Origin of the sequence: Oceanospirillum sediminis (genome assembly GCF_014164585.1) — a bacterium.
Classification (GTDB): Bacteria; Pseudomonadota; Gammaproteobacteria; order Pseudomonadales; family Halomonadaceae; genus Oceanospirillum; species Oceanospirillum sediminis.
Genome location: NZ_JACJFM010000041.1, coordinates 16,100 through 29,220, shown reverse-complemented (window position 1 = coordinate 29,220; position 13,121 = coordinate 16,100). Strand labels below are relative to the sequence as shown.

General features: G+C 44.9%; 12 protein-coding genes. 7 read left to right on the top strand and 5 right to left on the bottom strand.

The window, feature by feature from the left end; genetic code table 11:
- Window positions 1-17: 17 nt before the first annotated feature.
- Window positions 18-953 carry a class I SAM-dependent methyltransferase gene (locus H4O21_RS20650; protein ID WP_182810793.1) on the bottom strand — a complete coding sequence of 312 codons (936 nt, stop codon included), beginning with the start codon at window positions 951-953 and terminating at the stop codon, window positions 18-20.
- 290 nt (window positions 954-1,243) lie between these two features.
- Between H4O21_RS20650 and H4O21_RS20645 the strand changes: the two genes are divergently transcribed.
- Window positions 1,244-1,975, top strand: a complete 732-nt coding sequence (locus tag H4O21_RS20645; protein ID WP_182810792.1) for a glutamine amidotransferase-related protein — start codon at window positions 1,244-1,246, stop codon at window positions 1,973-1,975.
- Between the two features lie 82 nt (window positions 1,976-2,057).
- On the opposite strand, the gene H4O21_RS20640 is transcribed toward H4O21_RS20645, so the two are convergent.
- Together H4O21_RS20640 and H4O21_RS20635 are read right to left on the bottom strand one after the other, a co-directional pair.
- Window positions 2,058-2,996: a LysR family transcriptional regulator gene (locus tag H4O21_RS20640; RefSeq protein WP_182810791.1), complete on the bottom strand. Its 939-nt coding sequence runs from the start codon at window positions 2,994-2,996 to the stop codon at window positions 2,058-2,060.
- A 132-nt stretch (window positions 2,997-3,128) separates the two neighbouring features.
- Entirely contained in the window at window positions 3,129-4,067 is a 939-nt protein-coding gene (locus H4O21_RS20635) for a LysR family transcriptional regulator (protein WP_182810790.1), read from the bottom strand.
- A 219-nt stretch (window positions 4,068-4,286) separates the two neighbouring features.
- Here H4O21_RS20635 and H4O21_RS20630 point away from each other — a divergent pair, with 219 nt between their 5' ends.
- The 5 genes from H4O21_RS20630 (at window position 4,287) to H4O21_RS20610 (ending at window position 9,773) form a co-directional block, all read left to right on the top strand.
- Complete coding sequence (locus H4O21_RS20630) at window positions 4,287-5,309, top strand: TRAP transporter substrate-binding protein (protein ID WP_182810789.1); 1,023 nt, start codon at window positions 4,287-4,289, stop codon at window positions 5,307-5,309.
- 84 nt (window positions 5,310-5,393) lie between these two features.
- Window positions 5,394-6,029, top strand: a complete 636-nt coding sequence (locus tag H4O21_RS20625; protein ID WP_182810788.1) for a TRAP transporter small permease subunit — start codon at window positions 5,394-5,396, stop codon at window positions 6,027-6,029.
- Between the two features lie 2 nt (window positions 6,030-6,031).
- A complete protein-coding gene (locus H4O21_RS20620; protein WP_182810808.1) occupies window positions 6,032-7,360 on the top strand; it encodes a TRAP transporter large permease in 1,329 nt (442 codons plus the stop codon).
- A gap of 166 nt (window positions 7,361-7,526) precedes the next feature.
- On the top strand, window positions 7,527-7,964 hold the full coding sequence (locus tag H4O21_RS20615) for a BLUF domain-containing protein (protein ID WP_182810787.1): 438 nt from the start codon (window positions 7,527-7,529) through the stop codon (window positions 7,962-7,964).
- Window positions 7,965-8,222: 258 nt separating this feature from the next.
- Complete coding sequence (locus H4O21_RS20610) at window positions 8,223-9,773, top strand: sigma-54-dependent transcriptional regulator (protein ID WP_182810786.1); 1,551 nt, start codon at window positions 8,223-8,225, stop codon at window positions 9,771-9,773.
- Window positions 9,774-9,920: 147 nt separating this feature from the next.
- Here H4O21_RS20610 and H4O21_RS20605 read toward each other — a convergent pair whose 3' ends face one another.
- The gene (locus H4O21_RS20605) at window positions 9,921-10,223 is read right to left on the bottom strand and encodes a hypothetical protein (protein WP_255487399.1); all 303 of its coding nucleotides are present in this window, start codon (window positions 10,221-10,223) and stop codon (window positions 9,921-9,923) included.
- Window positions 10,224-10,286: 63 nt separating this feature from the next.
- A complete protein-coding gene (locus H4O21_RS20600) occupies window positions 10,287-11,756 on the bottom strand; it encodes a sensor domain-containing diguanylate cyclase (RefSeq protein WP_182810785.1) in 1,470 nt (489 codons plus the stop codon).
- A gap of 321 nt (window positions 11,757-12,077) precedes the next feature.
- Here H4O21_RS20600 and H4O21_RS20595 point away from each other — a divergent pair, with 321 nt between their 5' ends.
- Window positions 12,078-13,064, top strand: coding sequence for a hypothetical protein (locus H4O21_RS20595; RefSeq protein WP_182810784.1), 987 nt, complete (start codon window positions 12,078-12,080; stop codon window positions 13,062-13,064).
- The last annotated feature ends 57 nt before the right edge of the window (window positions 13,065-13,121 follow it).

The following is a 13,121-nucleotide window of genomic DNA, read 5'->3' as shown; positions in this document are numbered from 1 at the left end:
GGTATTTATATTCAGGGTTAACGCTGGAATAACATCACCTTTAATGACTTTTCTTCGTCTTTGTCCGGAAACTCTTCCGGATTAGCAAGACGTTCAAAGAAACGTAATTCCGGTGCTTCCTGTTTCATCAGGTTTATCAGATAAGAAGAATGGATCTCAGGGTCATTAGCACAGGCCATCACGGTGCCATTGTCTGATAACAGCGAGTTCAGTTGTCTGAGGACCCGGGGATAGTCTTTTGTCAGTATAAAGCTGCCTTTCTGAAAAGATGGCGGATCAATAATGATCAGGTCATAAGGTCCTGTTTTGCGTATTTTGCCCCAGGTTTTAAACAGATCATGGGCCAGAAAACGGACTTTACTCAGGTCATGGTCATTTAGTCTGTGGTTTTCTCTGCCGCGGCTAAGGGCTGGGCTGGACATATCCAGATTTACAACAGATTGAGCATTTCCAGCCAGTGCAGCGACAGAAAAGCCGCAGGTGTATGCAAACAGGTTCAGCACTTTCTTATCTGCGCTATTTTCCTGGACCCATTGTCTGCCATTTCTCATGTCCAGAAACAGGCCATTATTCTGTTTATTGGTTAAATCCAACCGATAGCTCAGGCCATGTTCCTGAATATCTGTATATTCACTATGCTGACCGGTAATCACTTCAACAGGACAGCCATTGCGATGGCGATAATGCAGCAATACAGAGTGATCTGGTTTGTCCTGTAGTGTCGGGTGTTTGCTGATGTTTAACAACACCTGCTTCAATGCCTGTAGAAATTCTGCATCAGGTTCCCGGAACAAAGAGACCAGCAGATGGCCCTGCAACCAGTCAGCAGTGATATGTTCTAAACCGGGCCAGAAACAGCCTCTGCCATGAAATATTCGTCTTGCTTCAGAAGAGGGAGTATCCAGAAATTCAATAAGCTGCTGTTCAAAGACGGTAATAGCTGAAATATCCATAGAGTAGATGAAGACCGCTGGTGTGAGTTAAATATCTGATCGGGCACTCCGGGTTGCAGAGTGATCAGAACTTTATCATGAGCTGGCATGATACTGGAATATTAGCAGGACTATAGGTTTTTTGTCGTGTTGAAAAGTTGTAACTTGTTGCTATAGCGAATTTTTTTCGTAATTCGTGCCCTTATCTGTTCATTATTTTTCTGAGTTAAGTCAGAATACGGGGGCCTGTTATCAGCTGAATCAGAAGTATGGATTTCTGATGGAAGTAAGACAATAAGGAATTGAAAGTAATGAAAATAGGTATTCTTGCCGCTGGAGCTCCGCCAGAGAACTTAATTGAAAAGCATGGCACATATGCTGATATGTTTATTGATCTGTTCAGCTGTGCTGATCGGGGCTTTTTATTCCGGGTATATGATATCAGATATGATGATTTTCCTGCTGAAACAACAGAGTGTGATGGCTGGATCATTACCGGATCAGGTCATTGTGTTGAAGAAAATTTACCCTGGATGGTAAAGCTGAAACAGCTGATTCTTAATATATATGTTACTGGCAGGCCAATGATTGCCACGTGTTTTGGTCATCAGATTGTTGCCAGTGCTATGGGTGCTGATGTCGGTCCCTATGCGGGTGGCTGGGGTGTTGGTTTGCAGACTTTCAGGCTCGATATGAAAGTGCCCTTTATCTCAGAATACGTGGAACAGTTTTCCCTGAACGCGATGCACAGAGATCAGGTGCTGACTAAACCTGATCAGGCTGAAGTACTGGCTTCATCTGACTATTGCCAGTATGCGGGGCTGCTATATAGTGATCGAATACTGACCTTGCAGATACATCCGGAATTCAGTCTGGAGTACACCTATGATCTTATTGCTGTCAGAGCAGAGAGCGGTATTGATCCCGAGCGGGTAGCTGAAGGTCAGGCATCTGTCAGGGAGGGTAAGGTACATTTTGATCGGGAACTGGTGACTGACTGGTTTATTCGATTTTTATGCCAGAAAGACAGTATTTCAGTCTGATAAGTCAGTATCGGAATAAAAGGAATATTGCTTGTTGCAGAGTGAGGCTGACGACTGTTCGGTGTTGTCGTCAGCAGATCTCTTATTGATTTGAAGTTGCTTCTGTATCGATATTCATGTCGAGCTCTTCCATAAAAGCATCCAGGATAAGATTCGGGCGGGCTCCTTTCCGGGTGATGGCGGTAAAATGAGTGTAGTAAAAATGCTTATCCGGATAAATTGCCTTTAGTTTGCCATCACTAACCCAGCGACTGGCAAAGTGGGTAGGAAGAAATCCGATAAACTGACCGCTCAGAATCAGAAAGGCGATGCCTTCCCTGTCTGTGGATGTTGCGCTGGTATTCAGTTTCGTCTGCCACTGTTTATTTTCTGCAGATTGAGCGTAAGCAGGCACTACCGCATCGAACTCAGCCAGTGCTTCATCGCTGATCTCCTGCTCGTCATAGTTGAAAAGAGGGTGCTCCTGACTACAGTAGAGCAGGGATTTTTCTTTATAGAGCGGATAGTAGTTCAGGCCGGGTAACTTACGCAGATCGGGAACCACTCCTGCATGCAAGCGTCCATCCAGCAAGGCGCTTTCGATCTCATTGGGTGGAATCATGCGGATGTTGATGACTACATCCGGGCCTCTTTGTTTCAGGTTGCTCAGAGCCCGGGTGATTTTCATCTGAGGCACAGTGACCATATTGTCGGTAATGCCGATATTCAGTTCGCCAATCAGCTGAGTATGCAGTGTGTTAATCTGAGTCTTAAAATCTTCGATAGAGCTTAGTAGCTGCAAGGTGTAGTTATAGATTTTTTCGCCTTCTTCTGTCATGGAGAAACCAGAACGCCCGCGCTGACACAAACGAAAGCCCAGCCTTTGTTCCAGATCAGACATCGCAATACTGATCGCGGCCCTGCTGATATTTAACTCGACTTCAGCAGCAGAAAAGCCTCCACATTCAACAACCGTTCTGAAAATTCTCAGCATTCTGAGATCAATATCGCTAAGCTGACCGGTAAATTGCTTCTTTTTCATTATAATCTGTGCTGACGTTAGTAAATGTTTAAGCTATTTTTTTCACTTATTGATTCTCTAAAGTAATATTCTGCTCAGTATAAGGTCAACTGTTTAATCTGATTTCAGTGAAAATAGCATCACCTGATATTTTCAATATGGTGCCTGATGCCCGGTGTCATCGAAGAACTGCTGGATTGTACCCAGAAAGAGCTTTTTAGCCCGGTTGGGTTTATGGCTGCGTTTATAGATGACAGCGGCCCCCAGAGTGAAGTGCTTTTTGTCTTTGGCAATGGCTTTTAGCTGACCGCTTTGTACGTAAGGCCGGGCGACCTCCTCGGGCAGAAAGCATACAAACTCTCCGGACAGTGTTAGAGCGATTCGGGACTCATAGTGATAGGAAGAACCTGCCAGGTTCATTTCAGACAGGTTCTGATAGACCTCTTCATGGGGTTGTAGTCCGGCATGAATCAGTCGGGCACGGTTCAGCATCTCCTGAGAGATATGCTGGTCATCCATACCGTAAAATGGATGTCCGGCAGCACAGTACAGATAATTCTCGTCAGAAAACAGATGGATATAGTTCAGACCATCCAGTTTTCTGTGATAAGGGATAAAAGCAACATCCAGTTCATCATTCAGTATTTGTCGCTCCATATCACGCATGTGATCCACTTCTGTCTTCAGAATAACGTTAGGAGCGACTTTACAGAATGTTTTGACAATTTCCGGGAATTTACTCCGTTTATCCGTGCTGAAGGTATCGCTGAGAGCGATGCGGAGTACGCCGTTGGGGCTATCGCCAAGATTGTTGATCGTGCTGCGGAACTGATCCAGCTGATTCAGTAACAGGTTGGTCTGTTCATATACTACGCCGCCTTCTTCCGTGAGAGTAAAGCCACTGCGACCACGTTTACATAAGGTCATACCCAGTCGACTCTCCAGGCTGGCAATATGATTACTGACCGTTGGTCGGCTGATATTCAGTTCCGCTGCAGCGGCGCTGAAACCACCACAATCGACAACGGCTTTAAACACCTTGAGTTGTTTGATTTCGTAATCGCTAATCTGCCCCAGTGATGGCTTTTTCATGCTGTTTCGCCTGAAGGTATGAGGTAATAGAAAATCGGAAATCCTCTATGATTGTCCATCCCGTGTCAATTTTACTGACGTTAACTCTATTTTACGTAAAAAAAGTCAAACCTATAGGTGGAAACCCGTTAATTTATCGCCATGCCCTGTTCTGAAATCATTGCCCTGCACATTGGCCAATGGCCCTGAACAAAAAAAATATAAATTACAGGTGAGTGTATGTTTCGGACAATCCGTCATATTAAAAAGACACTAACGGTTTCATCTTTAGCTCTGGTCATGGGACTGAGCGGTGCGGCTTCAGAAGCAAATGCTGCAGAGCATAACTGGCGTTTCAGTAACCTCTATAGCCGTGGTACTGCTTTTGGTGAGGTTTACGAGAGTCTGGCAAAAAATATTGAAACCATGTCTGAGGGCCGTATTAAAGTACAGGTACTTTATTCTGGCGAAGGTGTGGGAACCAGTGGTCTGCTGGGCGCGGTAAAATCAGGCCTGATTACTATGGGAGCACCATTCCAGTCAATGCATGCTGGTGAGCTGCCTGCGGGCATTGTTGAGATTGGTCTGCCGGGTGGAACAGATGATCCGGAAGAGCTGCAGAGCCTGTTTCATGATAAAGGCTGGGACAAAGTTCTGACTAAGGCTTATGGTTCCCAGGGGATGGTATGGCTGGAGCCTTACATTCAGCCTCCGGTCTATGTGCTGACTAAAAAGCCTGTGAACTCTATTGAAGACTTTAAAGGTCTGAAGATTCGCGCACCGGGTGCATATGGTAAATTTCTGCGTAACCTGGGGGCTTCTCCGGTTTCTCTGGCCTGGAGTGAAATCTATACCAGCCTGGCAACGGGTGTCATCGATGGTTCGATCGGTAGTAACATGATCGACCACCGTGATGGTAACCACGTTGAAGTGGCAAAATATATGTACCGTCTGCCTCTGGCGGGTGCTCAGGTTCTGCCTATTGTCGTAAACCGTAATGCATGGAAGAAACTGCCTGAAGATCTGCAGAGCGTGGTACGCAAGGCAACTGAAATTCATGCCCAGGATCAGTTGACTTTGTCTCGTAAGTGGGAAAGTGAAGCGGTCGCTGAAATGGAGGCGAAAGGCCTGAAGTGGAGTCCTGCACCAAGCAAGAGTGATAAGGAAGCCTGGGCTGCTGCTGGTGCCAGCCTGTGGGATGAGTATGCTGCAAAAGATAAATACAGCAAAGAGCTGATTGACATTCTGAAAGCGAGTCAGTAAATCTTGTCATAAAGAAACCAGCCGGGTGAAGCCCGGCTGGTTTTTCTGTTTTTAATTATTGCTGTTTTTCCGATAGGTGTGCCTATGGTTACCGCCATTTTTCGCAAGCTTTGCCTGAGTATTGATACTCTGGTGATGTTATGCGGTAAGGCTTCCGCATTTCTGATGCCTGTACTGGCCGCAGTGGTTGTGTTTGAAGTATTTTCTCGTTACGTCCTGAACAGCCCTACCATCTGGGCATTTGATCTCTCGCTATTCCTGTTTGGCTATATTGCGGCACTGGGTGGTGCTTATGCACAACAAAAGCGTGCGCATATTAATGTCGATATTCTTTATCTGAGTGTCACCCCTAAGGGGCGGGCTGTATTTAATCTGATCTCCTGGTCACTGGGCGTTTTCTTTCTGGTGCTGGTGGTTCAGATGTGCTTTGGCAAATACGAAGAGTCTATTGAGTTTGACTACAGACGTCAGAGCGAATGGGCGCCGCCTATGTTCCATTTCTGGATCATGATGATGCTGGCTTGCAGTCTGTTTATCGCTCAACTGGCGAGAGACATGCTGGCTGAATTATATTTCCTCCTGACTGATGATGACCTGATTCCTGAAGTTTCTGATCAGCACCATCACGAGGAAGAGGATCATGGCTCTCAGATTGAGCCTGATTCCCATGTCACCGGGTCTTCAGTCAAACCATCGGATAAATCAACAGGAGAACAGTGATGATGGAAATTGAAATGCTCACAGCTGTACTTCTGCTGTGTATTCTGATCTTTTTTGCGCTGGGTGCTCAGGTTGGTCTGGCACTGGGCGGTATCGCTATGGGAGTGGGCTACCTGACCTGGGGAGATAGCCTGTTCAACATTATTCCGACAACACTGGAATCTACATATTTCAGCTTTATTCTGCTGGCGATTCCGCTTTACATCTACATGGGACAGTTGTTGACTAAGTCTGGTATCGGTGATGCCATGTTCAACTTCAGCCAGATCATTGTTGGCCGCTTACGAGGTTCACTGGCCATCAGTGTTATCGGGGTCTGTTCTATGATCGGTGCGATGGTTGGCATTATTGGCGCTGGTATTATGACTTCAGGCAGTATTGCGCTAAGACCGATGCTGGAGCGTGGTTATAATAAGCGTCTGGCACTTGGAGTCATTATGGCTGGAGGTGGTCTGGGTATTCTGATTCCGCCCAGCATCCCCATGATTATGTTTGCGGCATCGACTCAGAACTCCGTGGGTCGGATGTTTCTGGGTGCCATGATGCCCGCTTTACTGACCGTGGTACTGTTAATTGCTTATGTAGTGATCAGCTGCTGGTTAAACCCGGATCGCGCTCCTATGGATCATGAGCAGGAAAAACAGCCTGAGCTGCCTGCCAATGAAAAGTTCCGTATTATCCGTGATGGTCTGTTTTCTGTACTGCTGATTGTGGCGGTACTGGGCAGTATTATTACCGGTATTGCCACACCGACAGAATCCGGAGCTATTGGTGTTGCCGGAGCTATTTTACTGGCGATTGTCTTCAAGCGCTTTAAGTGGGATATGTTCCGGGAAGCAGGTTTTCAGACCGGTACTCTGGTTAGTGTTGCCATGTGGATCATCTTTGGTGCCTCGGTATTCAGTAATTTTCATCTGCTGATGGGAGTGCAGAATATGGTGGCAGGCTTTACAGAAGGCCTGGACCTGCCACCGATTATGATCATCATCATGTTTCAGCTGATTATGCTGTTATTGGGATTTATTATTGATGAGTTTATTATTGTTCTGATGTGCGCGCCCCTGTTTACTCCGATTGCGGTGTCTCTGGGGTATGATCCGATCTGGTTTGGTGTACTGATGATTATTAATATTCTGATCGCCGTACAAACTCCGCCTTATGGTTTTGCACTGTTCTATCTGAAAGGGATTGCTCCGGCTGGTATTACTATGGGGGAGATTTATAAATCAGTCACTCCATTTATTCTGGTCAATCTGCTGGTGCTGATTCTTTGTATGACTTTCCCTGAGATTGTTCTCTGGTTGCCGGGGCTGGTGATGGGACAGGCCTGAATAAAAACTCTGGTTCAGCATTATTTTCTGCTGGATCAGAGTATTGAAACCCCGCTGTCAGGTATATTCTTTCCTGCTCATGATTCAGAATTTCTCTTCAAAGGCAATCAGCTTACCAGTCTCTGCTATGCTTAACAGACAACTCTGAAAAGCAGGGAGCCAATGTATGATGTATTTACACCAGATCATATACGTCTGCACTCAGTCCCGGCCTCTTGATGATGATGACCTTGTTGAGTTGCTAGCAGATGCGATGGGCAGAAATGCAGAGCGACAGATAACGGGTATGTTGTTGTATTATCAAGGTGCTTTTTTACAGGTCCTGGAGGGAGAGGTGCATGAGCTGCATCATCTGATGCATGCAATAGAGAATGACAACAGAGTCAGAGATATCGTCAAACTGTCTGAAAAAGCGGTTACTCATAGGGACTTTCCTGATTGGTCGATGGGATTTCAGGTGATTCGCGACGGTGATGATGAATCGTCTGCTTTTTTCAGGATTTTTGACCAACAGGGTTTACTCCGACTACAGGATAAAGCCTCGCTTGCCCACCATTTATTGTCCCGATTTATTGAAAATGCCAGAAGTGACGAAGCGCAGTGAAATTATATATTGATTTCATTCTTATCGCTTTTGTCTGCAATGGGTATGTCGCACGAAATAAAGAACAAAAATCATGTAATCAGATGCAGCATTCGCCCTGATTCTGAGTAATGTTTCGTTATTAATCAGGCACTTTCTTCTGAAAAATCTTATAATTAGCACCATGTGACGTTCTGGTTATTTTTGTTGTATGACTGAAGTAACTGTCTGTGTCTGGCCAGGCTGTGCATATCCAGAAAGAATTAAGGAATATATCGTATGAAAGGCAAGGACTTTTCAATCCTGATTGTTGAAGACAGTCCGGCATTATCCGGGCTCTATCATAGCTATCTCGCAACTGAGGACTTTCAGGTTACAGTTGCTGAAACAGGCTCAGAAGCACTGGCGTTGCTGGAGACTCAGGTATTTGATGGTCTTCTGCTTGATCTTCAGCTACCCGATATGAATGGACTTGAGATTCTCAAACAGATTCACCAGCAACAGCTGCCAGTCGCTTCCATTATTATTACTGCTCATGGCTCGGTCGAGACCGCTGTTGAAACCATGCACTATGGCGCTGCAGACTATCTGGAAAAGCCTTTTGACTCCAGCAGATTGCTGACCACGGTACATAATGCTCTGAAGAAAACTCAGCTGGAAAGACAGTTGAGAGCGATGCAGGAAAGTTACGAGCGCAATCAGTTTGCCGGTTTTGTCGGGGGATCAACTCCGATGCAAAGGGTTTACAGTATCATTGAAAGTGCGTCTCCCAGTAAAGCTACTGTATTTATCACAGGGGAGAGTGGTACCGGTAAAGAAGTCTGTGCTGAAGCAATTCATCAGCTCAGTCCGAGAAAAGAGCAGACATTTGTTGCTCTGAACTGTGGGGCTATTCCAAAAGATCTGATGGAAAGCGAAATTTTCGGTCATGTCAAAGGTGCTTTCACCGGCGCTGTCAGTCCTAGACAAGGGGCTGCAGAAAGAGCGGACGGTGGCACCCTGTTTCTGGATGAAATCTGCGAAATGGATATGGAACTGCAGGTTAAGCTGTTGCGCTTCATTCAGACCGGTACTTTTCAGAAGGTAGGGAGCAGCCATACGCAGCAGGTTGATGTGCGTTTTGTGTGTGCCACAAACCGGGACCCTCTCAAAGAGGTCAGTGAAGGACGATTCCGGGAGGATCTGTATTACAGGTTGCATGTTATTCCAATTGTGCTGCCCGCTCTCAGAGAACGGGAAACCGATGTCACCATGTTGGCACGGCATTTCCTGAAACTCTATGCTCAGGAAGAAGGTAAATCATTTATTCGCTTTGCTCCGGAAACGGAGGTTGTTCTCAGTAGCTATGAATGGCCTGGGAATATTCGGCAACTGCAGAATGTGATTCGCAATATTATCGTATTGCATGATGGCGATACTGTGACTGCAGAGATGTTACCGCCACCTTTATGTGATCTGAATGTGAATATTCATAGTGAGTTGCAAACGTTTGCTCGTCAGGTTGATAAAGTCTGGCATGATATTGAAGATTCCACGGCTACATCGTCTGCTGTGCATTCAGAATCCGGTGCCACTTCTGAAGTGTCTGCTCACTCCAAGGCTATTGCAGATAACGCTATTGACGCAATATCTGATAATTCAACCGGGATATTGCCTGCATCTATCTCGGCAGTAAAACCTCTCTGGCTGATTGAAAAAGACATTATTGAGCATGTTGTTGCTTTATGCGGTGGCAATATTAACAGCGCAGCTGCTTTGCTGGAGATCAGCCCTTCAACCATTTATCGTAAGAAGCAGAGCTGGGATGCCAGAGATAATGAAGAGGTCTGAGTAATATCAGACCCATTCTTGTCTGATCAGAGGTACTCCAGAATAATTCTGATCTGGATACTGCAAGCTGCTCAGGTTATGCTGAATCTCTTCAGGAGGATCAGCACAGATAAAAAGTCGCATGATAGTTTCCTCTGAAATCGGAAATTACCTGGGGCCTGCACGTTTGATGAAAAAGGCTTTGCAGTTGATATCGATAATAAAAAACATGGTATAGAAGCGTCCCCCGGCTTTAGCGTAGCTGGCCACTTCTTTTTGATACCCCGGATGATGTCGCTTCAGAACAACGGCTGGCTGAAATATCTCAGTGTCATCACCCAGAAAGGCTTTAGATCCCGCATCAGCTTTTTGTTTGGAATCCCAATCACTGCATTCAGCCAGTACCTGACCTGACAGAGTCAGGGCGATTGATAAAATCAATAATCTGATCGGTTTAACAATCAGTTTCATAGGGATCTTCCATTGGTTCAAACAGGGCCAGATTACTGGGTTTTATTCTTTGCCTCAAGTCTGTTATGTAATTGTAGTTGATTCTGTGACTGAGTTAACTTTCACTCGATTCCGGCCAGATTTTTTCGCCTGATATAATGCGAGGTCAGCCCTGTGTATCATGGCGTCAGCGGCTTCATCAGGTATCCATTGGGTAATGCCCGTGCTGACGGTGATTGTATTATCCTCATTACTATGCTGGTTGCCGGCTTTTACACACTGGCTAATTTGTTCACGGATTAGTTCTGCCTTTGATATCGCTTCAGATTGGTCAGTATCCTCTGCAAGAATCATAAACTCTTCACCACCCCAGCGGATAAATGCATCCTTATAGCTGATATGGCAACGTATAATGTCGGATATATCAACAATGACCTGGTCACCAGCAAGGTGACCAAAGGTATCATTAATCTTTTTAAAATGGTCAATATCAATTAACAGGCATTGCATAGGATACTCAGAATTAGTAAAGCGTTTGTTCTTATTTTGCCAGATATCTTCAAAACCCTGTCTGTTCAGGGCTCCACTGAGTTTATCTGTCATTGCCTGCTGTTTTAATTGTTGGTGATGTCCTGTAATCAGGCTCAGTACCAGAATAAGGATAACAATGGATATTAATGTGCCGATAAGCAGATTAATAAGGAAGGGTTGCCAGATACGGGGATCCCAGGGATTATCCTGCCGTTCTACAATCAGAAACCAGTTGAACTCACTGATCAGGCGAATATTCAGATGAATACGAGCGTTATCATGATGATACTGATAGCGGTCATTTTTCTGACTGAGTAGTTCTGATGATAACTGACTTAATCCCGGAATATGTCTGATGTTCTGGTAACGGATTTTATCCGAACTGCCCAGCAGGATATTGCCATTTCTATCAGTGAAGTAGATTGTCAGGCCCATTTGCTTCTTGTAACGACTGATCATCTGTTGCAGGTTATCAACAGAGATGCCAACTCCGGCAATACCTATAAAGTTTTCCTGATAGTCATATACTTTATGATTGATAAATACAGTCAGCATCTGCCTGACTCTTCTTTCTAAATCAATATTGATCTCATAATCCTGCGGCATGTTTTTAGTGCGAAAAAACCAGCTATCCTGAGGATTATCAAACCTGACCTCTCCCACAACACCTCTGGGATGATAATAATGGTGAGTCTTATCAGAAATAAAAAAGCTGGTTGTGCTGCCATACTTTTTTTGTATTTCGGCAAGGTACCGGGTAATTTGCGAGCTGTCCTTTTCTCCATTGATGACCCAGTCTCTTAAAAACGTATCATGTGACATCATAGAAGCAAGAGATACGGGTTCTCTGAGTTGTTGCCGAATCTGCGAATAAACACTTTCCCCCGTTAGTGGAAGTATCTGGCTGACAACCTGTTCAGACAGAGAGCCTCGGGCGGAAAAGTAGCTCAGTAAGCTGACAGAGATAAATCCGGATAGCAGTATCAATGAAAGGCTGATGATAAAATGCTTGCCTTTTAACAAAGGAATATCTCCGTGGGACAGTGAACAGGCTTATTGCATAACGTTTCAGTCTGTAAATCAATACCTCATGGGGCTGGTAGTGGAAATTGGATAAAAAAATGAAATATATTCTCAGGGCCGGATATTTATCCGAGTACACAGGTAACTCACTGTAATGTGAGGAAAAATCTGATATGAAATATAATGGCTATACTGATATTTTTAAGAAATGTTCGCAAATAAAGGCTTTTCAGGTATCGTATACCAGATATTACTTAATGATACATTTGTGTTGCATTAAGAGTGTTTACTTCAAGATTCATGATTTTCAGGAGACATTGTATGTTCAACAAGTCAAAAGGAGCGGCCCTGGTATCTCTGGCTCTGTTCTTTTCTTACGGCGCCCACGGTGATGCGCAGGATAATGAAACCATTTTTAACTGGGCAGAAGGCGAATACAGTTCCTTCTTTGCTCCGGGAGGACAGGCCACTGCATCTGATGATCCGTGGACTTATCGCTATTATTCAGCGACTGGAACATATCTGGGTATTAATACTGCAGATGAAGTTTATGTTATGGGAGGCTCGTTTGGCAGTGCTCCGGTAAAAGTGGGCAGTGTCAGTGAATTTCTGGCGATTATTAATAACTCAACCGGAAACGGTGGGACTGATACAGGCGGTAGTGGTGGCTGTGTCAATGTTCCTCTGCCATCCAGTGGTACTTCTACCAGCTTTACCATAACAGATGAAGAGTCTGGTGCGACTGGAACAATGACGATTACTTATAATCAGGTGAGTAATACCCGGTCTGTAACCACCAGTACTTCTAAGTATTCTGTCACAGGATTTGATTCTGAGTCATCATCGGTCACAACGTCCGACTATCGCATCGATAATGGCTATGTCTACGAATCTAAAGTTGTGACTGAGGCAACTTCAAGCACGCCATTTGGTTCTTTCAGTGACATCCTTACAATTGAATATAGCCCTGAATACCTGGCTGGTCCGGCACTGACTTACTGTGAAGGGCAAACCTGGTCTTCTCCTTCAGTACAGCAAACGATTACAAGCACAAATACTCTGATTCCTGGTTCGGGTAGCACAATTTCTGAAAATACAGATGTTGAATCCGGCGTGGTTGAAGGTGTTAACGTCAGCGTAACTGTGCCTGCCGGTACTTTTAATGCGGTTGTATTGAAAGAAACGGACGCTGATGGTAGCTATAGCAAAAGCTGGATTTCACAAAGCCATGGGGTATTTATCAAATCCGAAAGCTACGATGCGTCAGATAATACGACCACAAGTATTGAAGTTGAATCGATCAACTAAGCATCTATGGCAGAAGTTGCAGTACGTGTCTGATATTGGCTGGAGTGTACTGAAATA